Genomic DNA, 25,195 nt, shown 5'->3' with positions numbered 1-25,195 from the left:
CGTGCCCTACGGTCTGATCCAGGGGCGGGTTCCCTCATCTGACCTGTCCCCCGCGTAGGAGGTTCACATGAAGGTCAAAGTCGACCACATGGTGTGCGAGGCCAACGCCGTCTGCACCGGACTCGCCCCCGAGGTCTTCGAACTCGACGACGACGACCAGCTCCACGTGCTGCTGCCCGAACCGCCGCCGGAGGCACGGGACCGTGTCCGGCACGCCGTACGGTCCTGCCCGAAGGCCGCCCTCTCCATCGAGGGCAACTAGGAAGGCTTCCCCATGCGTGGTGCGTTGCTGCACGCCGTCGGCGACGACCGTCTCGACATCCGGGACGACCTCACCCTCGCCCCCGTCGGGCCCGCCGACGTCCGTGTCAGGATCAGGGCGACCGGCGTCTGCCACTCCGACCTCTCGGTGGTCAGCGGAGTGCTGCCCATGCCGCTGCCGGTCGTGCTGGGGCACGAGGGCGCGGGCGTGGTCGTCGAGACCGGGGAGCGCGTGACCTCGGTCTCCCCCGGCGACCACGTGGTCGTCAACTGGACCCCGGCCTGCGACACCTGCTCGAACTGCCTGGCGGGCCAGCCCTTCCTGTGCATGACGTACATGAAGGACGCCTTCGTCAACGCCCGCTTCCGCTACGACGGCGGGACCCCGGCGTACGGCATGGCCGGATGCGGTACCTGGGCGGAGGAGATCGTCGTCCCCTGGCAGGGCGCGGTCAGGATAGACCCCGAGCTGCCCTTCGAGATCGCGGCGCTGATCGGCTGCGGCGTCACGACCGGTGTCGGCGCGGCGCTCAACACCGCCCGCGTCAGGCCCGGCTCGACCGTGGCCGTGGTCGGTTGCGGCGGCGTCGGCCTGTCCGTGGTGCAGGGCGCCCGTGTCTGCGGGGCCACGACGATCCTGGCGATCGACCCCCTGGAGTCCAAGCACGAACTGGCCCTCAAGCTCGGCGCCACCCACGCCGTCACCCCCGACCGGCTCTCCGACGCCGTCCGCACGATCACCGGTGGACGGGGCTTCGACTACGGCTTCGAGGCCGTGGGCGGCTCCGCGACCATCATGACCGCCTGGAAGGCGACCCGCCGCGGCGGCGACGTCATCGTGGTCGGCGCGGGCGCCTCCGACGACCTCGTCCCGCTGAGCGCCTTCAACCTGCTGTTCGAGGGCAAGAACATCCTCAGCTCCCTGTACGGCGGCGCGGACGTCCGCAGGGACTTTCCCCTCCTTGCCGAGCTCTACAAAGCAGGCAAACTTGACTTGGAAAGCATGATTACCACTCGCCTTCCACTCTCAAACCTTAATGGAGCCATAAATGCACTGAAAACCGGCGAACCCCTCCGTCAGATCATTCTCATGGACTGACTCACCCCGCCCTAGAAAATCTCTTGATTCGGTCTCTCCCCGCCCCGGTTTTTGCTGTGCTCCCCCAGCACCAAGCGTGAAGGATTTCGGCCCGCGCCTTACCGGCGCCAAGCGCGAGGAGTGTCCGGCTTGTGCCTTATCAGCCCTCAGCATGAGGAGTGTCCGGCTTGGGCGCGTCGGTGCTTGGACTGAGGAACGCAGGAGCGCAGCGACGCAGAGACGAGGGAAAGCACCGACCCGAAGCGCCCAAGCCCGCGACGCCGAAGGCGTCGCAAAGAGACACAGCAGGGCCTGCCTCCACCCTCTGGATGAACGCAGGCCCTGCCAGCGCATCCGCCCCCCACCGGGTGGATGCGGGTTCTCGGGCCACCGGCCGCCCGCCTTGTGGGCGGGGACGCCGGTTCCCGAGTGGTCGTGCCGCCGGTCAGGCGGGCTGTCGCTGTGCCGTACCGTCCTCGACGTCCTCGTCGGCGAGGGCGGCGCGGTAGTCGCTGGGCGCGCAGCCGTAGATCCGCCGGAAGGCCCGGCTGAAGGAGGCGGCGTCGGAGAAGCCCCAGCGCGCCGCGATGGAGCTGACCCGGTCGGCGCGCAGGTGGGCCGTGGACAGTTCCCTGCGGCAGCGGTCCATTCTGCGGGTCCGCACGTGGGCGGCGACGGTCATGCCGGCCGCGTGGAAGATCCGGTGAAGCTGGCGCACCGAGACGTGGTGGGCGTGCGCGATGACGGCGGGTGACAGGTCCGGACGGTGCAGGTTGCGCTCGATCCAGTCGGTGATGCACTGCAGCAGCTCGGCGCCCGCGCCGGGTACCGGCGATTCGCCGCTGAGCCGCTCACTCAGGGCGGAGGTCACCATGTTGACGATGGCCTCCCCCAGGTACTGGCCGTGTGGCCCGTCGACGGCGTCTCCCTCGGCGGCCAGGGAGGTCAGGAAGGAGACGGTCAGTCTCCCCGGTCCCTGTCTGCTGGCCAGCAGGGTGCCCGCCAGGTCGGCCACGTGGGCCGCGGGCAGTGGGATGGCCGAGCGCGGCACCGTGAGGGCGAGCAGGTGGTGGGCGTCGAGGACAAGCTCCATCGGACGGCTGAGGTCGTAGAAGACCAGGTCTCCGGCACTCGCCACGACGCGGCGCCCCGCCTGCTCGATGACTCCGGAGCCCCGCAACAGCAGGCAGAACTTGTAGTTCTCCCTGCCTCCCCTGGTGGTCATGTGCCGTGCGGCACGGCTGACCACGTGCGCGGGGGCGCGTACGTCGCTGACCTGGACGGGGCCGAGGGTACGGCTCGCGATGCGGCCGGCGAACCCCCCGGTGTCCCCGGCCCGCAGCTGTAGCGGGCCGAAGGCGTCCGACACGACATTACGCCAGAACTCGACCTGCTCCCTTGGGGGCAGGCCGGCCGTACTGACGAGTGTGGGCATGACGCTCTCCTCGGCGTTAATGAGGCGATGACCCTAGCTTCACCCCTGGTTTCCACTCGGCGGCAATCCCATTCAGATCCAACATCGCGTTATGCCCGGCACGCCCTGACAACAGACTGGCACTTAGAGTCAACCTTGCAAGTCAGATGAATGGATATACACATCTGGAGCCGTGCGCACCCCCAGCACGGCCACCACCTCGCTGAAGGAGAACCTCGATGTCCGAGATTCCTCTCACCCCAGAAGAGGAAATGGAGTCCGGCCTGAGCCGCAAGCAGTTCGTCGCGGCGGTGGGCCTGGGCGCGATCGCGGCCCCGGTGGTCGCGGGCGCGATTGCGGGTCCCGCCTCCGCGCTTCAGGGGCAGGACCTGCCTCTGGCCTGCACCCCCGGCGGCTCGACCACCATCGCGCAGACCGAAGGGCCGTACTTCAAGCCCAACTCCCCGCTGACCGGCAACATCGTCCCGGCGGGAGCGGGCGGCACCAAGCTGACGGTGACCGGCCGTGTTTACAGCCGTTCGTGCAAGCCGCTGGCGAATGTGCTGCTGGACTTCTGGCAGGCGGACAACGCCGGCAACTACGACAACTACGGCTTCAGGTTCCGCGGCCACCAGTTCACCGACGCCAACGGCGCCTTCTCCCTGACCACGATCGTCCCGGGCCTCTACCCGGGGCGGACCCGGCACATCCACGTCAAGCTGCAGGCGCCCAACAGGCCGATCCTGACCACGCAGCTCTACTTCCCGGGTGAGCCGCGCAACCAGACCGACACGATCTACGACCGGCGCCTTCTCATGACCGTGCAGTCCGTGCCCGGTGGGCGCGCCGCCTCCTACGAGTTCGTGCTCAACGTCCCCTGACGGACCGCCTGATCTCCTGACGGCCTCCTTGGACCGGCCGGGCCGTCGTTCCGCCTATCCCGTAGCCAGGCGGAGCGGCGGCCCGGCCTCGCCTTCTCCGCCATAACTCCGGCGTTCACCGACCATGACTTCGGACCGTTCCAAAGGGGCCTGACACATCTTCTGTCAAGGCCATTGTCAAGCACGATTTTTGTCGCAAATGTCACGACAGGGGTGTTTTGTCGGACATCACAGCACTTCACAGAACATGCTTCTGCCTTCCGGGACGCCTTTCCGGGCGCCTGGTGAGCCATGATGTTCACATCCGCGCCCTCCCGAAGCACGGAGGAAAACGACAGAGTGTCAGACCGTCGCGGATAGTGATCGAGCGTGTGAATTTCTGCTAAAGTTTCTGCACTTACCGGGCGAGGGTAATCAATGCAACTCCTCCCAGTACGGCCCTGCCCAAAGACCCCGGGCTGGAGGCCCCCATGCCCCCACCGCCGCCCCTCCGCGTGGTCCAGTGGGCCACGGGCGCCGTTGGCAGATACTCCCTGCGCAATCTGATCCGCCGTCCCGAATTCGAACTCGCCGGAGTGTTCGTCTACGACCCCGGCAAAGTCGGTCTCGACGCCGGTCCGCTCGTCGGACTGCCGGAGACCGGCGTCCTGTGCACCGACGACGTCGAGCGCATCCTCGCTCTCGACGCCGACTGCGTGCTGCACATGCCGTTGCCCTCGGCCGCCTTCGACGGGGATCCGACACCCGACGTGGAGACGTTCTGCGCCCTGCTCGCCTCGGGCAAGAACGTCGTGACCACGACGGGGTTCGTCTATCCGTGGTGTTACGGTCCGGCGGTCGTCGGGCGGATCGAGGCCGCCTGCGCGACGGGCGGCTCCTCCCTGCACGGCACCGGCATCAACCCGGGCTTCGTGAGCGACATGCTCCCTATCGCGCTGAGCGGCCTGTCCGGCAGGATCGACCACGTCTACGTCCGTGAGTGCTCCGACTTCAAGGGGCATCCGTCCCGCAGGCTCGTGGTCGACCTGTTCGGCTTCACCCGCTCGGCCAAGGACTATGCGACCGCGGTGCGCCCGTTCCGTGCGTACCAGCGCGGCCTGTTCGCCGAGAGTGTCCAGCTCGTGGCGAGCACCCTCGGCGTGGCCCTCGACGAGGTCGACGAGAGCGACGAGTTCGACCTGGCGTCGGAGGAGTTCGAGATCGCCGCGGGCCTGGTCAGGAAGGGCACGGTCTGCGCGTCCCGCTGGACGTTCAGCGGGCTGGTCAGAGGCCGTCCCTTCATGACCGTCGAGTGCGTCTACAAGGCGGACGCCAACAGGGTCGACCGCTGGTCCGCCCCCGGTTTCGTCGTCCACATCGAGGGTGTGCCGCAGATGACGGTCTCCCTCGACGCGATCTCCCACGGCCTGGCCGGAGCCGCGGCCCACGCGGTCAACTCGGTGGCCGCCCTGTGCGCGGCGCCGCCCGGCATCCGCACCCTCCTCGACCTGCCGCCTCCCACCGGGCGGGGCACCGTACGACTGGCCTGACCGGCGGGGACGTCCTTCGGGCGTCCCCGCCGGACGGTCAGGTGTGCGGGGTGAAGCGGCCGAACCTGCCCCGGTGGTAGAGCAGGGGGCGGTCGTCGGAGACGAGGTTGGTCTCGGTGACCAGGCCGACGACGAGGACGTGGTCGCCGATGTCGACGGTCGAGTGGGGGACGCACACCAGCTGGGCGGAGACGCCCCCGAGGATCGGGACCCCCTGGGGACCCGGCCACCACTCGGTCGGGGCGGCGAAGCGGTCGACGCCCTTGCGGGCGAACCTTGAGGCCAGTTCCGCCTGGTCGCTGGCCAGGACGTTCACCGCGAAGTGCTCCGCGAGCCTGAGCGAGGGCCAGGTGGTCGAGGACTGGTCGACATAGAAGGAGACCAGCGGGGGTGTGAGGCTGACCGAGGAGAACGACGTGGCCGTCAGGCCGACGGGGACCCCCCGCGCCTGCGCGGTGATCACCACGACGCCGGCCGCGTGTACGGCCAGCGCCTGCCGGAAACGGTCGGCGTCCACGGCCCGGCCGGGGAGGGTCTCGGTCACGAGTCCTCCCCCGCGAGTCGTTCCACACCGGAAACGCCGGAGAGGATCTCGGAACCGGTTGCGTCGTTCCGCTCGGTCACTTCTCCTCCTCCAGGGCGTAAACCACGCTTATGATTCGCAACCTATTCATAACGCCTTCTCTTCCCGATCTCATCGGGGACTCCCTCCTTGCCGCGTTCACGCCCGGGTCACCGAGTCCGCCGAGTCCTTCGCCGTGAGCGCCGCCCTGACCTGAGGGGCGACCCTGTCGGCCCAGGGACCGAGGACCTCGTCCAGGGCGGGGATCTGCGACTCGACCACCGCCAGCCCGGGGGTCGGCACGCTCGCGCCCAGCTCGACCAGGAGAGGACGCAGGTGGACCTCCACGGCCAGGGCGTGCCCGGCGTCGCCCAGCACCAGCAGCGGGAGCGCGACGACCGAGACGAGCGCGCCTCCGGGAAGACGGTCCAGGAAGACCTTGAGCAGGCCGGTGTAGGTCCCCTTGTAGGTCGGGCTCGCGACCACCAGCACGTCGGCCCGCCGTACCAGGTCGAGGGCCGCCTCCACCTCGGGTGAGGTCTGGGGGGAGAGCAGCCAGGGGGCCAGGACCGACAGGTCGACGACCTCCTCCTCGGCTTCCCGCCCGGACCACTCGTCGCCGAGCCGCCCGGCCACGGCCCGCGCCGCCTGGACGGCCACTGCGTACGTGCGCGACCCGGTCCGCGGGTTGCCCACCACTGTCACGATGCTCATGAGGCCACCGACACCTTCTGCTCGAACTGCTCAAAACTGGACACCGGTCGCGCCAACCCGTAGTTCTGGCGCAGGGTGCGGCCTTCGTACTCGGTTCTGAACAGGCCACGGGCCTGCAGCTCGGGTACGACGTGATCGACGAAGTCCGCCAGGCCGCTCGGCAGGACAGGCGGCATGATGTTGAAGCCGTCCGCCGCGCCGCTGGTGAACCACTCCTGGATCTGGTCGGCGATCAGTTCAGGGGTACCGGCGACCACCCGGTGTCCCCTGCCTCCCGCGAGCCTGCCGATCAGCTGACGCAGGGTCAGCCGCTCACGCCTGGCGAGGTCGGTGACGAGTTTGAACCTGCTCTGCTGACCGTCACTCGGCTCGGGCAGTTCGGGCAGCGGCTCGTCCAGCGGGTGGCCGGACAGGTCGGCGCCGAGCATGGTGGACAGCTGCTGCACGCCGTACTCGGGGATGATCAGGTCCTGGAGCTCCCGTTCCAGCCTGAGTGCCTCCTCCTGGGTCGAGCCGATGATCGGTGAGATGCCGGGCAGGACCAGCAGCTCGCCGGGGCGCCTGCCGTACCGGGCGAGGCGGGACTTGAGGTCGGTGTAGAACGCCTGCCCCTCGGCGAGGGTCTGCTGGGCGGTGAACACGGCCTCGGCGAACCGGGCGGCGAACTCCTTGCCGTCCTCCGAGGAGCCCGCCTGCACCAGCAGGGGATGGCCCTGCGGGGGACGGGAGGTGTTCAGCGGGCCCCTGACCCTGAAGTGGGTCCCGACGTGGTCGAGGGCGTGGATCCTGCCGGTGTCGGCGTAGCGGCCCGCGGCGCGGTCGTTGAGGATCGCCCCGTCCTCCCAGCTGTCCCAGAGTTTGGTGACGACCTCAAGGAACTCCGTGGCGCGGGCGTAGCGGTCGCCGTGGGAGGGGCGTTCGATTCCGAAGTTGTGCGCCTCCGCCTCGGTCGCGGAGGTGACGATGTTCCACCCCGCCCTGCCGCCGCTGATGTGGTCGAGCGAGGCGAACTTGCGCGCCACGTGGAACGGCTCGTTGTAGGTGGTCGAGACGGTCGCGATCAGGCCGACGTGCTCGGTGACCGCGGCCAGCGCGGCCAGCAGCGTGAGCGGTTCGAGCCCGCCGAGGGCGTTGTGCCGGACGTTTCCCCACAGGGCCAGCCCGTCGGCCAGGAAGACCGAGTCGAGCCTGCCCCGTTCTGCGATTCTGGCCAGCTCCTGGTAGTGCCGTACGTCGGCGATCAGGCCGGGGTCGGTTTCCGGGTGCCGCCAGGCCGCCTCGTGGTGGCCGACGCCCATCAGGAACGCGTTGAGATGGAGCCTGCGTTCGGTCATCAGGAGGTCCTCCACGTCGAGAAACGGCGCTCCAGACGAACGAGGAGCTGGTTGATGAGCAGTCCGAGCACCGAGATGGTGAGGATGCCCGCGTACATCTCGGGCACCCGGAAGTTGAACTGCGCGTAGTTGATCAGGTAGCCGAGGCCGGCCTTGGCGCCGACCATCTCCGCGGCGATCAGCACGAGGATCGAGTAGGCCCCCGCCAGCCTGATGCCGGTGAAGATCGTCGGTACCGCCGCGGGGAGGATCACCTTCTGGAACAGCCGGAACGGCCCGAGTCCCATCGACCTGGCCGACTTGACCAGCAGCGGATCGACCCCGCGCACCGCCGCGATCGTGTTGAGCAGGATCGGCCAGGCGCAGGCGTACAGGATGATCGAGATCTTGGACGTCTCGCCGAGCCCCAGGATCAGCACGAACACCGGGAGCACGGCCAGCGCCGCGGTGTTGCGGAACAGTTCGAGCAGCGGGTTGAGGAACTCGGCGGCCGGCCGGTACCAGCCGATCAGCAGACCGAGCGGGATGGCCACCACGATGGCCAGGACGCATCCCGCCAGTGACCTGACCAGGCTGGCCTGGGTGTGGTCGAGCAGCTCACCCGAGACGAGCAGGTCCCACCACGCCGTGAGGACCTGCGAGAGCGGCGGCAGGAAGGTGGGGTCGACCACGTCGAGGCGGGGCAGGACCTCCCAGATCACGGCCAGCACGGCGATGGCGGCCGTGCGCCTGCCCACCGCGACGGCGGCGCGCGCCGTACCGCGCAGCAGGCGGGTACCGGCTCCCGGGACGGCGCCCGCCGTACGGGACGCCTCCTGGAGCGCCTCCCTGGCGAGACCCCGCGTGGTGACCTCGGTGGAGACCGTCCTGGTCGAGACGCTAGCCAACGGGGACCACCTCCTCGGCCCTCGTCTCGATCCTGGCGGCCCCGGCGGCCTCCTCGCGCAGCAGCGTCCACACCTCGTGGCGGTAGGCGCCGAAGCGGGCGTCGGCCCGCAGGTCGCCCTCGCGGCTGTCGAACTCGATGTCGAGGATCCGCTTGATCCGGCCGGGGCGGGAGGTCATGACCGCGACCCGCTGGCCGAGGTAGACGGCCTCGTCGATGCCGTGGGTGATGAAGACCACCGTCTTGCCGGTCCGCTGCCAGATCCGTAGCAGCTCCTCCTGGAGCGACTCGCGGGTCTGGGCGTCCAGCGCGGCGAACGGCTCGTCCATCAGCAGCACCTCCGGGTCGAAGGCGAGGCTCCTGGCGATGGCCACCCGCTGGCGCATGCCCCCGGAGAGCTCGTGCGGGTAGCGTTCCTCGAACCCGCGCAGCCCGACCAGCTCCAGGTGCGCCCTGGCCCGTTCGGCGCGCTCCCGCTTCGGTACGGCCTTGGCCTCAAGCCCGAACTCGACGTTCGACAGCGCCGTGCGCCAGGGGAAGAGCGCGTACTGCTGGAAGACGACTCCCCGGTCGAGACCCGGCCCCTCGACCGGGGTCCCGTCGAGGAGGATGCGGCCCCTGCTCGGCACGGCCAGTCCGGCGAGCAGGTCGAGGAGGGTGGACTTGCCGCAGCCGCTCGGCCCGACCAGGGTGAGGAACTCCCCCTCCCGCACGTCCAGGTCGACGTCGTCGAGGGCGGTGAAGGGCCGGTCGGCGCCGCGGACGGCGAACTCCTTGCCGACGCCCTGGATCTGGAGCTTCATCCCTTGCCTCCGAACGGGTTGTAGGCGTTGGTGAAGAGGTCCTCGGTCTTGACCTGGCCGGGCTTGATCTCACCGGCGCGCTGCAGCCAGTCGATCCAGATCTGGAACTCCCTGGGGTCGATCACGCCGCCCTTGCCCGCGACCCCGCTGCTCTTCCAGAGCTTGATGGCGGCGGTGTCCTCGTTGCGGTGCCGTTTGGCGATGATCGCCTCCGCCCTGGCGACGTACTCCTGCCGGGAGTGGGTCTGGGTCCACTCGACGGCCCTGGCGACCGCCTCGACGAACTTCTTCGTGGTGTTGGGGTTGCGGGCGATGAACCTGTCGGTGAGCACGTAGCTGCCCGCGGTGAAGGGGCCGAACAGGTCGATGTCCTTGAACAGGGCGCGGATGCCGCCGCGTTGCAGGGCCGTGTCGCGCAGGACGCCGTTCAGCGCGGCCACGTCGATCTGGCCCTGGCGCAGCGCCTGCTCGGTGCTGATCGGAGGCACGACGACCAGCTCGACCTGCTTGATCTCCTCGGGGGTCAGGCCGCCGCGCTTGAGATACTCCTTGAGCACGGCCTCCAGGTGTGCCCCGAGGGTGTTGACGCCGATCTTCTTGCCGATCAGGTCGCGGGGACCCTTGATCGGCGAGCCGTCGGGGACGAAGTAGCCGACGTAGCTGTCGGCGTCACTGCCGTAGTAGCCGACGACCGCCTTGATGGGAGCCTTGGCGGCGGCCAGTTTGATGATGGCGCCGTTGAACGCGCCGCCGAAGTCGGTCTGCCCGGTCGCGGCGGCCTGGATGTCCTGCGGCCCCGAGATCGTGTTGCCGATCCACTTGAGCTTCACAGGGGCGAGGTAGCCGAGGTCCTCGGCGAGCTCGGGGAAGGTCACGGCGCCGACGTTGCCCTGGTAGCGCAGCTCCAGGGTCTCCGGCGCACCGGGTTTGGCCGCGGCCTCCGCGCCGCAGCCCGCGAGGCCGAGAGCGAGCAGCACAAGGAACGGGACGTTTCTGAACTTGATCACGAACGTTTCCTGAGGGATGAAGGAAGGGGGACGGAGGTCGGTTCGTGATCACGGACACAGAGCACTGAACACGCGACAGAAGTCGACATGTGCACACCGGGTCAGATAGAGGCCCATACCGGAGAAGCTACGCACGACTCCACGCTTAGTCAATATTTCCTACTTGTTTTGCATGAAATCGTAGGTGAGAAGTATGTGACAGGGGACGACCTAGACTGAGGTCCGTGATTGAGGACATCCGGGTCGACCCCGCCGTCAGCGCGCTGCGGCCGGACTTCGCCGTCCTGGCCATGGCCGTGTACGGCCTGCGCAACGGCCCGACCGACGACAGGTCGAGGGCCTGGCTGGCGACGGCGGCCCAGGAGGCCGTCTCCGCGGACGACCCGAAGGTCGAGGCCTGGCGGGAGGCCTACCGGGCATTCGGCGCCAAACCCCAGCGGACCAGGCCGTCCGTCGACGCGTTGGTCAGGCGCATGCCGCTGCCGGAGATCAACCTGGTGGTCGACGCCTACAACACGGTCAGCGTCAGGCACGGGCTCCCCATCGGCGGAGAGGACCTCGGCCGTTACGCCGGGGCGGCCAGGCTGGTCAGGGCCGTGGGCGACGAGCCGTTCGAAGTGATCGACAAGGGCGAGACCGTGATCGACACCCCCGAGATCGGCGAGGTGGTCTGGCGCGACGACCTGGGTGTCACCTGCAGACGGTGGAACTGGCGGCAGTGCGTGCGGACCCGGATCACCGAGGAGACGACCGACGCGCTGTTCCTGCTGGAGCGCCTGGCCCCCATGTCCCTCGACGAACTGCACGCCGCGGGCGAGGAGCTGAAGGCCCTGCTTGAGGCCGTGACGCCGGGCGTCAAGATCGAGTCCAGGCTCGTCGAGCATGAATGACCAGACCGGTACCACCCAGATGGACCCCCCGGGGATGACCGTTTTGAGCTGTCCTGAGAGGATCAGGCGGAGAGCTGCGGTCAGACTGGCGCAGGTCCGGGTCCGGGCGAGTAGCCTTGGACAGGTTCTCTATCATCAACGCCGATCTGCGGAAGAGGGCGATTTCCGCCGTGTCGTCTGAGTCGTCGCGGACAAACCCGCTGGCAGCCTTTGGTCAAAACGAATGGCTGGTCGACGAGCTATATCAGAAGTACCTCCAGGATCCCGAGTCCGTGGACCGTGCCTGGTGGAACTTCTTCGCTGATTACAGCCCTGACTCCGGGGCGGGCAGAGCCGCGCCCCCCGGGACGGCCCAGGCCGCTCCCGTTCCCCCGACCTCCGCTGCGGCGCCGGTGACCCCGGCGGCCACTCCGGCACCCCCCGCGCCGAAGCCAACCTCGGCGCCGGCTGCCCGACCCAAGCAGGAGACCCCGTTGCCCGCCGGTACCGAGGAAGTCAGACTCCGTGGCGCGGCCGCCCGTACGGCCGCCAACATGGAGGCCAGCCTCGAAGTGCCGACGGCGACCAGCGTGCGCGCCGTACCGGCGAAGCTGCTGATCGACAACCGCATCGTGATCAACAACCACCTGTCGCGGGGTCGCGGCGGCAAGGTGTCGTTCACGCACCTGATCGGTTACGCGGTCATCAAGGCCCTCAAGGTCCTGCCGGAGATGAACCACTCCTACACGGAGGTGGACGGCAAGCCGGTGCTGGTCAAGCCCGAGCACGTCAACCTGGGCCTGGCCATCGACGTCGCCAAGAGCGACGGCACCCGCCAGCTCCTGGTGCCCTCGATCAAGGCGTCCGAGTCCATGGACTTCCGCCAGTTCTGGGTCGCCTACGAGGACATCGTACGCAAGGCCAGGTCCGGCAAGCTGGGCGTGGAGGACTTCGCGGGCACCACGATCTCACTGACCAACCCGGGCACGATCGGCACCGTCCACTCGGTGCCGCGTCTGATGCCCGGCCAGGGCACGATCATCGGTGTCGGCGCGATGGAGTACCCCGCCGAGTACCAGGGCGCCTCCCCGGAGACGCTCTCCCGCCTGGCGGTGAGCAAGGTCATGACGCTCACCAGCACCTACGACCACCGGATCATCCAGGGCGCCCAGTCGGGTGACTTCCTGCGCCAGATCCACCGGCTGCTCCTCGGCGAGGACGGCTTCTACGACGAGATCTTCGAGGCCCTGCGGATCCCGTACGAGCCGATCCGCTGGGTCCAGGACATCTCGGCCACCCACGACGACGACGTCGCCAAGTCGGCCCGTGTCATAGAGCTGATCCACGCCTTCCGGGTCCGCGGTCACCTGATGGCCGACACCGACCCGCTTGAGTACAAGCAGCGCAAGCACCCCGACCTCGACATCAAGTCGCACGGGCTGACCCTGTGGGACCTGGAGCGCGAGTTCGCCACCGGCGGCTTCGGCGGCCGTCCCCTGATGAAGCTGCGCGAGATCCTCGGCGTGCTGCGTGACTCCTACTGCCGCACCATCGGCGTGGAGTACATGCACATGCAGAACCCCGAGGAGCGCGCCTGGATCCAGGCGCGGGTCGAGCGTCCGCACGCCAAGCCCGACCGCACCGAGCAGCTGCGCATCCTGGAGCGGCTCAACACCGCCGAGGCGTTCGAGACGTTCCTGCAGACGAAGTTCGTCGGCCAGAAGCGCTTCTCGCTGGAGGGCGGCGAGTCCCTGATCCCGCTGCTCGACTCGGTGCTGTCTGCCGCCGCCGAGGAGGACCTCGACGAGGCCGTCATCGGTATGGCCCACCGCGGCCGGCTGAACGTGCTGGCCAACATCGTCGGCAAGTCCTACGGCCAGATCTTCGGCGAGTTCGAGGGCAACATCGACCCGCGCAGCGCCCACGGCTCCGGCGACGTGAAGTACCACCTGGGCGCCAGCGGTGACTTCGTCTCACCCGACGGCTCCAAGCTCAAGGCCTCCGTCGTGGCCAACCCCTCCCACCTGGAGACGGTCGACCCGGTCCTTGAGGGCGTGGTCCGCGCCAAGCAGGACCTGCTCGAACGCGGCGAGGAGGGCTTCAGCGTCCTGCCCGTGCTCGTCCACGGTGACGCGGCCTTCGCGGGTCAGGGCGTGGTCGCGGAGACGCTGAACCTGTCGCAGCTGCGCGGCTACCGCACCGGCGGCACCGTGCACATCGTGGTCAACAACCAGGTCGGCTTCACCACGAGCCCGGCCAGCTCGCGTTCCAGCGTGTACGCCACCGACGTGGCCCGGATGATCCAGGCGCCGATCTTCCACGTCAACGGCGACGACCCCGAGGCCGTGGTCCGGGTCGGCAAGCTGGCCTTCGAGTACCGCCAGACGTTCCGCAAGGACGTCGTGATCGACCTGATCTGCTACCGCCGCCGCGGCCACAACGAGTCCGACAACCCGGGCTTCACCCAGCCGCTGATGTACGACCTGATCGACGCCAAGCGCTCGACCCGCAAGCTCTACACCGAGGCGCTGATCGGCCGGGGCGACATCACGGTCGAGGAGGCCGAGAGCGCGCTGCGCGACTACCAGGCCAAGCTGGAGAACGCCTTCGCCGAGACCCGCGAGGCGGTCAAGCAGCCGACCGGTGAGTTCGCCCGTCCCGACACCATGGAGACCATCCCCTGGTCCCACGAGGACACCCCGACGGGCATCTCCGAGGAGACGGTCAAGCGGATCATCGAAACGCAGCTCAACCTGCCGGAGGGCTTCACCGTCCACCCGCGTCTGCTGCCGGTGCTCCAGCGCCGGGGCCAGATGGTCGCCGAGGACCGCATCGACTGGAGCACGGGCGAGACCCTGGCCTTCGGCTCGCTGCTGATCGACGGCCACCCGGTCCGTCTCGTCGGCCAGGACTCCCGGCGTGGCACCTTCACCCAGCGGCACGCCGTGCTGGTCGACCGGGTCACCGGCGCCGAGCACACCCCGCTGAAGGCGTTCAACCAGGGCACCACGAAGCTCTACATCTACGACTCGCTGCTCAGCGAGTACGCCGCGCTCGGCTTCGAGTACGGCTACAGCGTGGAGCGCCCCGAGGCCCTGGTCGCCTGGGAGGCCCAGTTCGGTGACTTCGTCAACGGCGCCCAGTCCGTCATCGACGAGTACATCACCGCGGGCGAGCAGAAGTGGGGTCAGCGTTCCAGCGTCACCCTGCTGCTGCCGCACGGCTACGAGGGTCAGGGTCCCGACCACTCCTCGGCCCGCATCGAACGCTTCCTGCAGATGTGCGCCCAGGACAACATGACGGTGGCCCAGCCGACGCTGCCGGCCAACTACTTCCACCTGCTGCGCTGGCAGACGATGTCGAACCGGCGCCGTCCGCTGGTGGTGTTCACGCCCAAGTCGCTGCTGCGGCACAAGGCCGCGGTCTCGGCGGTCAGCGAGTTCACCTCGGGGTCGTTCAGGCCCGTGCTCGGCGACGCCACGGTCAACCCGGCGCAGGTCCGCAGGGTCGTCCTGTGCTCCGGCAAGATCTACTACGACCTGGCCGCGGCCAGGGAGAAGCAGGGCAGGAACGACGTGGCGATCGTCCGTCTGGAGCGGCTCTACCCGTTCCCGGCGAACCCGCTGCAGGCCGAGCTGGCCCGCTACGGCGACGACGTCGAGGTGGTCTGGGCGCAGGACGAGCCCGCCAACATGGGCCCGTGGCCGTTCCTGACGCTGAAGATGGTCGAGCACCCCGATGCGTTCGGCGGCCGCAGGCTCAGGAGGATCTCCCGCAAGGCGAACTCCTCCCCCGCGACCGGCTCGCACTCCGCGCACGAGACGGAGCTGCAGCAGATCCTGGACGAGGTCTTCGGCTAGACCGGGCCAGAAGCACACCGAGGAAGTCCCCCACAGGCGATCCTGTGGGGGACTTTCCCCTTTGAGACCTGCCGAGAGACCTGTTGAGAGAGGACGACGATGTACTTCACCGACCGTGGCATCGAGGAGCTCGTCACGCGCCGCGGCGAGGAGGAGGTCAGCCTGACCTGGCTCGCCGAGCGGCTGCGCGAGTTCGTCGACCTGAACCCCGAGTTCGAGACCCCGGTCGAGCGGCTGGCGACCTGGCTGGCCCGGCTGGACGACGAGGACGAGTAAAACACGATATATCTTGACCATTGCCCATAACGCGACATATCGTGTCTCCATAAGGAGGTCACGAACATGCGGCAGTGGACGATCGAGAAACCCGAGCAGCTCACCTTTGACACCGTGCGCAAGCTCAACGTGCGGATAGTGGCGGGGAGGCTGGCGGTGCTGGCCAGCGAGGGGCCGCCCACCCTTGAGGTCACCGACATCGGCACCCCGCCGTTGATCGTCACCCACGACGACGACGGCACGCTCGTCGTCACCTACAAGGATCTGACGTGGGAGGGTGTGCTCGGCTGGCTGCAGCCGGGGCGCAGGGAGGCCACCCTGACCCTGACCGTGCCGAAGGACTGCCCGGTCAGCGCGGGAGTGGTCTCCGCCTCGGCCGTCGTCGCCGGTTTCGAGAACCGCACCTCGGTCAAGAGCGTGAACGGCGAGATCGTGCTCGACGGGGTGAGCGGCGAGATCACCGCCGACACCGTCTCCGGGACCGTGGAGAGCCGTGGCCTGGTCGGCGACCTGTCCTTCAAGAGTGTCTCGGGTGAGCTGACCGTGGCCCAGGGCACACCCCGCCGGTTGAGCGCGACCACCGTCTCCGGCCGGATCACCGCCGACCTGGAGCTTCCGCCGACCGGTCATGTGACGCTGAACAGCGTCTCCGGCGAGATCGTGCTCAGGCTTCCGTCCACGGTCGAGACCGACGTCACCATCCGTTCGACCTCGGGCAGGATCAACACCGCCTTCGCCGAGCTGCGCCACACCAGCCAGCCGGGTGCGAAGACGCTGAGCGGCCGCATCGGCGGGGGCATGGCCTCGCTGGCCGCGACCACTCTCTCCGCGGACGTCACCCTGCTGAAGGGAGCACTGGCATGAGCCCGGTCTTCGGCCACGGGCGGCTGCGTCTCTACCTCCTCAAGCTGCTCCAGGAGAGCCCGCGCCACGGTTACGAGGTGATCAGGCTGCTCCAGGACCGCTTCCTCGGCGTCTACTCGCCCTCCCCTGGCACGATCTACCCCCGCCTGGCCCGTCTGGAGGAGGAGGGTCTGGTCACTCACGAGGTGGTGAACGGCAAGAAGGTCTTCACCCTCACCGAGCAGGGTCAGGAGGAGCTGAAGGCCAGGGGCGACGAGCTCGCCGACCTTGAGCAGGAGATCTCCGAGTCGGTCCGTGACATCGCCCGCGAGGTCAAGGAGGACGTGCGTGACACGGTCAGGTCACTGCGCGACGAGCTGACCCAGATGGCGCGCGAGGTGCGTCAGGGGGTCAGGCACGAGGAGCAGCAGGTCAGGCAGGAGCAGCGCGAGTCCTGGCGGGAGCAGAAGGCCGAGTGGCGACGGCAGAAGCATGAGTGGAAGCGCCAGGCCCACGAGTGGAAACACGAGTGGAAACAGCACTGGGCGGAGAGCTTCACCGGCCACGGCCCCACCGAGGCCGACGACCAGCTCGGGCAGATGCTTGCCGAGTTCGTCCAGGAGGTCCGCCAGGACACGGCGGCGGGACGGGTGACCGAGGAGACACTGGCCACCGCGCAGGACGCGCTCTACGACGCGGCCCGTCGTATCCGCGACGCCCTGCGCTGACCCGCGCGGCCCGACCGGGTACGGCTCAGCCGGGCGGGATTCGGTCCAGCGGTCCTCAGCCCGGCGGGCTTCGGCCTGAGCGGGCTTCAGCCCGGCAGGGTGAAGACGATCTTTCCGAAGACGTCGCCGTCCCGCAGGGCCGCGAACCCCGCGCGGGCCTCGGTCATCGGGAGCACCCGGTCGATCGTCGGCCGGACACCGGTCTGCTCCAGGAGGCGGGCCAGCCTGCCCAACTGGTCACGGGTGCCCATGGTGGAACCGACCACGGAAAGCTGCAGGAAGAAGACCCGGTTGAGGTCGGCGGGCGGTACGGCTCCGCTGGTGGCCCCCGAGACGACGATCCGGCCACCCGGGCGCAGCGCCTTGAGCGAGTGCGCCCAGGTGGCCTGGCCGACGGTCTCCATCACCGCGTCCACCCGCTCCGGCAGCCGGGCGCCGCTGTCGAAGACCTGGTCGGCGCCGAGAGCCAGGGCGTGCAGCCGCTTCTTCTCCGACCGGCTGGTGGCCCAGACCCGGTAGCCACCCGCCCGGCCCAGGACGATCAGTGCGGTCGCGACACCGCCGCCGGCCCCCTGGACCAGCACCGTCGAACCGGGTTCCAGCCCCGCCTTCTCGAACAGCATCCGGTAGGCGGTCAGCCACGCGGTCGGCAGGCAGGCGGCCTCCTCGAAGCTGAGCGCGGCGGGTTTGGGCACCAGGTTCCGCCGGGGTACGGCCACCCGCTCGGCGAAGGTGCCGTCGTGGACCTCGGAGAGCAGCGACCTTCCTGGGTCGAGTGTCTCGTCGGCTCCCTTCCCGATCACCGCGTGCACGATGACCTCGTTGCCGTCCTCGTCGACACCCGCGGCGTCGCAGCCGAGGACGATCGGCAGCCTCTCCTGACGGATTCCCACGCCTTTGAGCGTCCACAGGTCGTGGTGGTTGAGCGCGGCGGCCCGCACCGTGACGACGGTCCAGCCGTCCGGCGTCTCGGGGTCGGGGCGCTGCCCGAGTGTGAGCCCGGCGAGCGGGTCCTCCGGGTCGATCCGGGTGGCGGTTACGGCGAACATGGCCGCACCCTACCGAACCGGTTTGCCCCTGACTCCGGCGATCACCCGCTCCACGATGTCGCGTTCCCCGGAGGCCGCGACGTATATCCCGTTCTTACAGACGCTCTCCGAGACGCCCTGCCCCGCTTCGATCGGGCCGATCCCGGCGGTGTCGCAGCCCGGCATGGGCGCGACCACGACCAGTGGCCCGCCGAATCCGCCGAACCACAGCCGCGGCCCGGCGAGTCCTCCTCTGAAGATCTGCCCGGACTTGCCCAGCCGTACGGGGGAGGAGGCCTTCAGCACAAGGTAGCCGTCCTTCGTCACCTCACCGCGCAGGTTCTTGGCCCAGAGCTGCCGCTGTTCGAAGGTCATCCCGTTCCTCTGGTCGCGCAAGGTGACGTACCAGGGAGTGAAGTCGAACAGCATGATCTGCCCCTCGGTGGGGCTCGCCGACTGCCAGAGGGTGCTCTGGCCGGCCAGCTCACGGATCATGGGGCCGCCCTGGGCGATCTCGTCGCGCCCTCCCGGGGGAACGGTCAGCTCCCGGTACAGGCTGAAGTAGCCGTCGAGCCAGCCGCCGAGGGCGGGCCGTACACCCAGTTCGGCCAGGCCGAGCTCCGCGGGATAGCCGATCTCGGCCTTCGTGCCGTCGGGGAAGACGACGTCCAGGATCTCCTTGCCGCCCTTGCGGCGTGGCTTGGGGTGGAGCACGTTGGTGGGGGCCGACGCGGCCACCGGTGCCGAGACGGCGCCCGAGGTGGTGGCCCCCGTGTCGGGGACGGGCGGAAGCCCGGGATTCCTGCTGGCCAGCAGGCTGACGACCGGGACGACCACGAGCGCGGCCAGCACCGCGATCCCGACCCAGCGCCTGGGGCCCGCGGGCCCCTTGGACTCGATGACGTCGTTCGGATCCCCGGCCACGTTCAGACTGCCTTCACGAAATTACGGCTTTCGTCCATCTTCGGCGGCGTTTGACGCCCACGCCTAGATCATCTCGATCACGAATCGGAACCGATGTGTCACCGCTTCATGACACCGGGAGGTCCGTGATTCCGGCGGCCCATTGTTCCCACGGATACCGGAGAAGCAGGGGGAACCGGTGTTGCCGGAGTTTCCCATGATGTGATGGACAGGCCTCTCACCTGCGGATCCGCCCCACCGCACGGCCGTGCTGAATCGTTCCACGTCAACCGCCGGGTAAGGCCGTCCCTTTTCTTTTCAGGACAGCGGAACGGCCTTTTCCGAGTCAGGACTTTCCGTACGGAACCCGGCCGTGGAGACCGGACCCCGTTCAGGACTTGGAGCGCTCCCCGAAGGAGAAGACCGCACCGGTCGCGGCGTACAGCGAGCAGTCGTTGCCGTAGGTCTTAACGAATCGGACAAACCTTCCATCCCAGGTCCCGGTGGCGGTCACCGTGACCGGGTCGTACCGGGTCGTACAGACCACGCCGGACAGGGGCGTGAGCGCACCCGGGTCCCCTTTGGCCGCGACCAGTGCGCCGCACGCCGCCACCGGATCGGGGTGCGTGCCCCGCGGCGGGTCGCACATGAGCAGAACGTGCCGGAGGACCGGCGTCGGACTCTCGCCACGGGCGAAGGTGAGCAGGAACGTCCTGACCCGGTTCGGCGGCCGGTCCCCGCCCGGCCTGACCGGCCCGGGGACGATCGGCACCACCTCTCCCGGGTACGGCGGGCCGGACCCGACCGGCGCGTTCGCCGCCCGGTCGGACCCATGGGGCGGCGAGGCGGCGGCCGTACCGAACAGGGACCCGGACAAGGGCAGGGCCAGGAACCCGGCAGCTGCCAGGCCGATGAGACGTCGCAAGGATTCCCCCGAATGTCGCGTGACGCCAGGTGCGGCTCAGCCTTCCGCACCCGTCCCGCCCCGGCAACGACCGACTCTCCCGTTTTCGCAGCTCACAGCCCGGCGCAGGCGCCGGCTTCCGGCACATTCAAAGCGGGAGAGATCAGACGCCGATCTTGCGAATTCGGTTCCATCCGTTTGGTAACGAAAACATAACGGTACCCTGTGATGTCCGTTTTGTTGTCTTTTAACCGTTCTTTGCCTAGTACGGTCAGCACTTGTCTCTTTACGCATGCGTGGGTTGCGTCCCGAGTGACCCATGACAAAGAAGGAGCTAGATTGAACTTCCGAGCAAAGCACCTGATCCTCCCCCTTGGCGGTGCCGTCGTGGCCACCTCCATGGTCAGTGCGACTCTCGCGTCCTCAGCTCAGGCCGCTCCGGACCGCAAGACGATCACTCTGGCCGCCTCCGGCAACGCGAAGGCCATCGCGGGCTACTGGACCCCCTCCAAGCTGAAGTCGGCCAAGACGTACACCTCCGAGGGCACCGTCTCCGCCAAGCTCAAGACCGGCGCCTCGCGCGCCTCCGCCGACGGCAAGGCCGGGAACGTCGCCCCCACCGGTGAGAGCGGCAAGAGCGCGGGCAGGTCCAAGAACCTGAACCTTCCCATCACGGTCGGCAAGGTCTTCTTCCTCGACGACAAGGGCCAGGAGCGTTGGTGCTCCGGCACCTCGGTGCAGTCGAAGTACCGCAACCTGGTCGCCACCGCGGGTCACTGTGTCTACGACACCGACACGAACAAGCCCTACAGCAACTTCGTGTTCATCCCCGGCTACTACCAGGGCAAGGCCCCCTGGGGTATCTACGTCGGCTCCAAGGTCAACGTCCACTTCGACTTCGACGTCTACGAGGACTACGACTACGACTACGCGTTCGTCAACGTCTACAACGGCGTCAAGCAGACCGGGGTCAAGGAGACCACGATCTCGGAGTACGAGGCCGCCAAGGGCTTCAAGTACACCGAGGACAAGCCGATCTCCAAGGACGAGTACGAGGCCGGCTACTCGAAGTACGGCGAGAAGGGCCCGTTCTGGAAGAAGTCGGCCGACCCCGAGGTCGAGACCGTCGGCAAGCCCAGCGACGCCTCGAAGTACATCGAGGACTACGTCAAGGACGGCCGGGGCGGCGTGAAGCTGACCGCGGTCGAGGTCGACGCCTACACCTACGGCAAGGCTCCCTCCGGGCTGGACAACGGCGCCAAGTTCGAGCGCCTCAGCGACGAGAAGGGCAAGACCGCCATCAGCCAGGAGCAGTACAACAAGCTGCTCAAGGACAAGGCCGACGGCAACTTCCTCGGCAAGCTGGAGGCGACCAAGGACGTCAACGGCACCGAGATCGCCTGGTACAAGACCCAGTACTTCGTGAAGAAGTGGGTCAAGACCACGGTCAAGGAGCTCTACTTCCACACGAAGTTCTACGTGGTGCTCCTGGCTGACGCGGGCCGTCTCGGCGACAACGTCGGCGGCCAGGGCTTCTCCTGGAACCAGCGGACCGGCAAGAAGGTCTTCACGTTCGGCTACCCGGCCGCGGCCCACCTCGACGGTGACAAGCCCTACAGCGGTCACACCATGAAGTGGTGCTACGGCGCGACCGGCGCGGCTCCGGTCGTGGCGCAGTTCAAGGCCGAGGAGCAGCAGGCCATCAAGTGCGCCTTCACCCCCGGCGCCAGCGGCGGCCCGTTCCTGCTGCAGTACAAGAGCAGCAAGCGGACCGGTTACCTCAACGGCGTCGTGAGCCTGACGCTCGACAGTGACAAGAACGGCCGTTACGACCGGGTCACCACCCCGTACTTCAACGGTGAGACCTACGGCATCTACAAGTACGCGGCCAACCTCTGGACCGGGAAGCTTCCCGTCTGAGGACGGACACCGTGAACGGGAAGACCCGCCGATGGCGGGTCTTCCCCCCGTCTGACGGGGGGTTTATGTCCGAAGATGCATACTCTTTCAAGGAGGACTGCAAAACCCTACGGCCAAGGCCTCAAAGCAGATCACTCCACCGAACTGCCCAAAACCAAATCGATCTGGAAAAATCACCCCTTACGACCAACTTTTCCCCTTGATCCCAGAAGGGAACACCCGCCATGTCCCCCCGCGTGAGGCGGTTGACGGCCCCCCTGAGCGCCCTCGTGGCCTCCGGCGTGCTCGTCGTGTCCGCGTTCACCGGGAGTGCGGGCGCCGTGAGCACCCAGGCAGGGAAGGCGACGGCGGGCAGCATCACCTCCATCACGCTGACCAAGACCAACGCGGATGTGAAGCGGATCGCGGAGTACTGGAGCCCGGCCAAGCTCAAGCAGGCCCAGAACAACAACCCCGCCACCCCCGAGGTCAAGCCCAGCGACGGCAGCAAGGCCTCCTCCGCCCCGGTCTCCCCCACCCCCACCGGTACGGCCAGCGGCGGCACGGCGGTGAAGGCCGTCACCTACAGCAATCCCAAGGCCTCCTCGCCGGTCGTCAGCCCTGTCCTGCCGACGAAGAAGCAGCCGTCCAGCAGCAACCTTCCCCGCACCGTGGGCAAGGTCTTCTTCAAGATCGGCGACAAGGAGTACTGGTGCTCCGCCTCGGCCGTCGCCTCGAAGAACCACCACCTGGTCGCCACGGCCGGACACTGCGCCTTCGACCCCAAGCGGAACAGGCACGCCGACTACTGGATCTTCATCCCGGGCTACGACCAGGGCAAGACGCCGTACGGCATCTACGTCGGCCACTCGCTCAACCTGCACGAGAACTTCACCGCCCAGGGTGACTACGACTACGACTACGCCTTCGTGACAGTGCACGACGGGTTCGTGTGGAAGCCCGGCAAGGCGGCGGACACCTACCAGATGGAGTCGGTCGGCAGCCTGGAGGACAACGTCGGCGGCCAGGGCCTGATGGTCAACCGCGGTGTCGGGCTGTCCGTCTTCGCCTTCGGCTATCCGGCCGCCCCCAACATCGACGGCAGCAGGCCGTACGACGGGCAACGGATGCTGTGGTGCGACGGGCGCACCTACCAGACCAAGGCGCCGACCCGCCTGGTCGAGATGGGCATCTCGCTGGGCTGCACGTTCACCGGCGGAGCAAGCGGCGGGCCCTGGTTGATCTACTACGATCCTCGGCAGGGCGTTGGTTATCTCAACGGCATCAACAGCTTCGCCTGGGACACCGACACCGACAAGAAGTATGACCGCATCTCCTCTCCGTACTTCATCCAGTCGACCTATGTGGTCTACGAGTACGCCGACCGCCAGCGCGCCTTCTGACCTTATAGGAACCTTATGGCTACCTTAAAAGGGACTTAAGGCAGCCTTATATCAGCCTTTGCCCTTACCTGTCTGCATAGGTTTCTGTCGTCCCCTGATTCCGATGCCTGCACTCAAGCAGCGCAAGGAGCAGTCTTGAAGCGCATCCTCCTTCCCGTCGCCGGCACCGTCGTCTCCGCTGGTCTGCTGGCCGCCGGCCTGGCCGGTACCGCCCAGGCCGCCCCGGACTGGGCCACCGACCCGATGGCTGTCAACAACGCCGCGGCGGTCTCCGTCGTCGATTTCTGGACCGCGTCGAACAACGCCGCCCTGAAGAGCGCGACGGCCTACTACCACGACAGCACCCCGCCCTCCTGGAAGTCCGGCGGTGGCTACTCTCCCGACGGCAAGCCCGGCTCGGTGCTCCCCATCGGCGAGGAGAAGGCCGCCCCCGCCATGGTCAAGAACATCAACCTGCCCAGGACCATCGGCAAGGTGTTCTGGGTCGACGCCAGTGGCCGCCCGAAGTGGGCCTCGGCCACCTCGGTGCAGTCGAAGTACCGCAACCTGGTCGTCACCGCCGCCCACAACGTCTACGACACCGCCGGTGTCGGCGACCCCAAGGTCCTCGACCGGTGGGTCTTCGTCCCGGGTTACTACCAGGGCAAGGCTCCCTACGGTGTCTACGTCGGTAAGACCGCCTGGACGCACTACGACTTCGACGTCTACGAGGACTACGACCGCGACTACGCGTTCGTCACCGTCTACAACGGCGTCCTCGCCAACGGCGAGAAGAAGGTCACCAGGGCCGAGTACGACAAGTTCACCGGTCCCAAGTGGACCAAGGGCGGCGACTACCTTATCGGCCTGTCCAGGGACGCCGGTCGCCTCGGTGACAACGTCGGCGGCCAGGGCTTCACCTGGAACCAGCGGACCGGCCAGGGCGTGTACGTCTTCGGCTACCCCCAGGCCCCGCACCCCGACGGTGACAAGCCCTACACCGGCATCACGCCGAAGTGGGTGTACGGCAAGACCACCGGCAAGGTCTACGTCTCGCCCGCCGAGAAGGTCGAGGAGCACGTGGGCCTCAAGGCCGCCCTCACCCCCGGCGCCGACGGTGGCCCCTGGCTCGTCAGGTACAGCAACGCCAAGCGTCTCGGCTACGTCAACGGCGTCACCAGCCTCTTCGGCGACCAGGACAAGAACGGCCGCTACGACCTGATCACCTCGCCGTACTTCGACGGTGAGACCGCCGACATCTACAAGAAGGCCTCCAACGTCTGGTCCGGCAAGATCGTCGGCCCCAACGGGGAGCTCTACCGCTAGAACCCGAGGCTTTTTCTCTCCTCACACAACGCGAGGCCCGGCATCCGCCGGGCCTCGCGTCCTTTTTGTCCGGGTTCCCGGTAAGTGACGATTCCACGACAGGTTGACTACGGGCGCGTTAGACGTAGTTCGAGCCGATTTGGTGCCATCGAAAAGTGTGATCTGCGTCACATGGAACCCCGGCCGACCAAGCGGAGGGCTCTCCGCAGGCGATCTCCTTCTTCAATATCAACATTTCGCTGATCTGCCGAAATATGCAATATGCCTCACATGAGCCCCAGAAGCCCCACCCTCCCCAGTCCGCTTTGGAGCGGTCCGGGAGGGGTTGACCGGCGACTTTACTTAGCGGAACAACTTCCGCTTACGAAGATCGCCCCTGTATGTTTCTGGCTATCCCTTTACTGACGCTTGGGACGCAAGAGCGTTCCACATCAGACCAAGGAGTTCCCTTGAAGCGCATCCTCCTCCCGGCCGGTGGCGCCATTCTCGCCTCCGGTCTGCTGGCCGCTGGTCTGGCTGGCACCGCTCAGGCCGCCCCCGACTGGGCGACCGACCCGCTGGCCAACAACAACGCCGCCGCCAAGTCCGTGGCGAGCTACTGGAGCGCGTCGAACAACGCCGCGCTGAAGAGCGCGACCGCGTACTACCACGACGCCTCCGCGACGGGCTGGAAGTCCGGTGGCGGTTACTCCCCCGACGGCAAGCCGG

General features: G+C 67.9%; 23 protein-coding genes and 1 pseudogene. 13 read left to right on the top strand and 11 right to left on the bottom strand.

Annotated features, from left to right (window positions below):
- Nucleotides 1–67 precede the first annotated feature (67 nt).
- On the top strand, nt 68–262 hold the full coding sequence (locus ABZ463_RS27700; protein ID WP_362780470.1) for a ferredoxin: 195 nt from the start codon (nt 68–70) through the stop codon (nt 260–262).
- 12 nt (nt 263–274) lie between these two features.
- Nucleotides 275–1,360, top strand: a complete 1,086-nt coding sequence (locus tag ABZ463_RS27695; protein WP_362780466.1) for an alcohol dehydrogenase catalytic domain-containing protein — start codon at nt 275–277, stop codon at nt 1,358–1,360.
- A gap of 424 nt (nt 1,361–1,784) precedes the next feature.
- On the opposite strand, the gene ABZ463_RS27690 is transcribed toward ABZ463_RS27695, so the two are convergent.
- A complete protein-coding gene (locus ABZ463_RS27690) occupies nt 1,785–2,774 on the bottom strand; it encodes a helix-turn-helix domain-containing protein (protein ID WP_352015135.1) in 990 nt (329 codons plus the stop codon).
- A 218-nt stretch (nt 2,775–2,992) separates the two neighbouring features.
- Between ABZ463_RS27690 and ABZ463_RS27685 the strand changes: the two genes are divergently transcribed.
- On the top strand, nt 2,993–3,634 hold the full coding sequence (locus ABZ463_RS27685; protein WP_362780464.1) for a dioxygenase: 642 nt from the start codon (nt 2,993–2,995) through the stop codon (nt 3,632–3,634).
- A gap of 470 nt (nt 3,635–4,104) precedes the next feature.
- Nucleotides 4,105–5,163, top strand: a complete 1,059-nt coding sequence (locus ABZ463_RS27680; protein ID WP_352015133.1) for a dihydrodipicolinate reductase — start codon at nt 4,105–4,107, stop codon at nt 5,161–5,163.
- Nucleotides 5,164–5,200: 37 nt separating this feature from the next.
- Here the strand turns inward: ABZ463_RS27680 and ABZ463_RS27675 are convergent, their stop codons facing one another.
- From ABZ463_RS27675 to ABZ463_RS27650, 6 genes are all read right to left on the bottom strand, one after another.
- Nucleotides 5,201–5,707, bottom strand: a complete 507-nt coding sequence (locus ABZ463_RS27675; protein WP_352015132.1) for a flavin reductase family protein — start codon at nt 5,705–5,707, stop codon at nt 5,201–5,203.
- A gap of 177 nt (nt 5,708–5,884) precedes the next feature.
- The gene (locus tag ABZ463_RS27670; RefSeq protein WP_362780462.1) at nt 5,885–6,439 is read right to left on the bottom strand and encodes an NAD(P)H-dependent oxidoreductase; all 555 of its coding nucleotides are present in this window, start codon (nt 6,437–6,439) and stop codon (nt 5,885–5,887) included.
- Nucleotides 6,436–7,773, bottom strand: a complete 1,338-nt coding sequence (locus tag ABZ463_RS27665) for an LLM class flavin-dependent oxidoreductase (protein ID WP_352015130.1) — start codon at nt 7,771–7,773, stop codon at nt 6,436–6,438. Before ABZ463_RS27665 ends, ABZ463_RS27670 begins: the two co-directional genes overlap by 4 nt.
- Nucleotides 7,773–8,660, bottom strand: a complete 888-nt coding sequence (locus ABZ463_RS27660) for an ABC transporter permease (RefSeq protein ID WP_362780459.1) — start codon at nt 8,658–8,660, stop codon at nt 7,773–7,775. The genes ABZ463_RS27665 and ABZ463_RS27660 overlap by 1 nt, the downstream gene beginning before the upstream one ends.
- Nucleotides 8,653–9,462, bottom strand: a complete 810-nt coding sequence (locus tag ABZ463_RS27655; RefSeq protein WP_362780458.1) for an ABC transporter ATP-binding protein — start codon at nt 9,460–9,462, stop codon at nt 8,653–8,655. The genes ABZ463_RS27660 and ABZ463_RS27655 overlap by 8 nt, the downstream gene beginning before the upstream one ends.
- The gene (locus ABZ463_RS27650) at nt 9,459–10,469 is read right to left on the bottom strand and encodes an ABC transporter substrate-binding protein (protein WP_352015127.1); all 1,011 of its coding nucleotides are present in this window, start codon (nt 10,467–10,469) and stop codon (nt 9,459–9,461) included. The genes ABZ463_RS27655 and ABZ463_RS27650 overlap by 4 nt, the downstream gene beginning before the upstream one ends.
- Before the next feature lie 224 nt (nt 10,470–10,693).
- Here ABZ463_RS27650 and ABZ463_RS27645 point away from each other — a divergent pair, with 224 nt between their 5' ends.
- The 5 genes from ABZ463_RS27645 to ABZ463_RS27625 all read left to right on the top strand — a co-directional run bounded on the left by ABZ463_RS27645 (nt 10,694) and on the right by ABZ463_RS27625 (nt 17,045).
- Nucleotides 10,694–11,359 carry a phenylalanine--tRNA ligase beta subunit-related protein gene (locus tag ABZ463_RS27645; RefSeq protein ID WP_352015126.1) on the top strand — a complete coding sequence of 222 codons (666 nt, stop codon included), beginning with the start codon at nt 10,694–10,696 and terminating at the stop codon, nt 11,357–11,359.
- A gap of 170 nt (nt 11,360–11,529) precedes the next feature.
- Nucleotides 11,530–15,198: a multifunctional oxoglutarate decarboxylase/oxoglutarate dehydrogenase thiamine pyrophosphate-binding subunit/dihydrolipoyllysine-residue succinyltransferase subunit gene (locus tag ABZ463_RS27640; protein WP_362780455.1), complete on the top strand. Its 3,669-nt coding sequence runs from the start codon at nt 11,530–11,532 to the stop codon at nt 15,196–15,198.
- A 99-nt stretch (nt 15,199–15,297) separates the two neighbouring features.
- Entirely contained in the window at nt 15,298–15,474 is a 177-nt protein-coding gene (locus tag ABZ463_RS27635; protein ID WP_362780452.1) for a DUF6104 family protein, read from the top strand.
- Nucleotides 15,475–15,540: 66 nt separating this feature from the next.
- A complete protein-coding gene (locus ABZ463_RS27630; RefSeq protein WP_352015123.1) occupies nt 15,541–16,338 on the top strand; it encodes a DUF4097 family beta strand repeat-containing protein in 798 nt (265 codons plus the stop codon).
- The gene (locus tag ABZ463_RS27625) at nt 16,335–17,045 is read left to right on the top strand and encodes a helix-turn-helix transcriptional regulator (RefSeq protein ID WP_352015122.1); all 711 of its coding nucleotides are present in this window, start codon (nt 16,335–16,337) and stop codon (nt 17,043–17,045) included. The genes ABZ463_RS27630 and ABZ463_RS27625 overlap by 4 nt, the downstream gene beginning before the upstream one ends.
- Nucleotides 17,046–17,131: 86 nt before the next feature.
- Here the strand turns inward: ABZ463_RS27625 and ABZ463_RS27620 are convergent, their stop codons facing one another.
- The 4 genes from ABZ463_RS27620 to ABZ463_RS27605 form a co-directional block, all read right to left on the bottom strand.
- Entirely contained in the window at nt 17,132–18,094 is a 963-nt protein-coding gene (locus tag ABZ463_RS27620; protein WP_352015121.1) for a zinc-binding dehydrogenase, read from the bottom strand.
- Between the two features lie 9 nt (nt 18,095–18,103).
- On the bottom strand, nt 18,104–18,997 hold the full coding sequence (locus tag ABZ463_RS27615) for a hypothetical protein (RefSeq protein WP_362780449.1): 894 nt from the start codon (nt 18,995–18,997) through the stop codon (nt 18,104–18,106).
- Between the two features lie 370 nt (nt 18,998–19,367).
- Nucleotides 19,368–19,901, bottom strand: coding sequence for an SSI family serine proteinase inhibitor (locus ABZ463_RS27610; protein ID WP_362780446.1), 534 nt, complete (start codon nt 19,899–19,901; stop codon nt 19,368–19,370).
- Between the two features lie 92 nt (nt 19,902–19,993).
- A complete protein-coding gene (locus tag ABZ463_RS27605) occupies nt 19,994–20,158 on the bottom strand; it encodes a hypothetical protein (RefSeq protein ID WP_362780444.1) in 165 nt (54 codons plus the stop codon).
- Between the two features lie 61 nt (nt 20,159–20,219).
- Between ABZ463_RS27605 and ABZ463_RS27600 the strand changes: the two genes are divergently transcribed.
- From ABZ463_RS27600 to ABZ463_RS27585, 4 genes and pseudogenes are all read left to right on the top strand, one after another.
- Entirely contained in the window at nt 20,220–21,800 is a 1,581-nt protein-coding gene (locus ABZ463_RS27600) for a hypothetical protein (protein WP_362780442.1), read from the top strand.
- A 224-nt stretch (nt 21,801–22,024) separates the two neighbouring features.
- Complete coding sequence (locus ABZ463_RS27595; protein ID WP_362780439.1) at nt 22,025–23,182, top strand: serine protease; 1,158 nt, start codon at nt 22,025–22,027, stop codon at nt 23,180–23,182.
- Nucleotides 23,183–23,317: 135 nt separating this feature from the next.
- On the top strand, nt 23,318–24,487 hold the full coding sequence (locus ABZ463_RS27590; protein WP_362780437.1) for a hypothetical protein: 1,170 nt from the start codon (nt 23,318–23,320) through the stop codon (nt 24,485–24,487).
- A 449-nt stretch (nt 24,488–24,936) separates the two neighbouring features.
- A pseudogene (locus tag ABZ463_RS27585) lies at nt 24,937–25,195 on the top strand (hypothetical protein); the annotation flags it as partial.

This window comes from Streptosporangium sp. NPDC020145 (assembly GCF_040631275.1).
Lineage (GTDB): Bacteria > Actinomycetota > Actinomycetes > Streptosporangiales > Streptosporangiaceae > Streptosporangium.
Note: the sequence above shows the minus strand (reverse complement) of the source record. Positions and strands in the feature narration are given on the sequence as shown.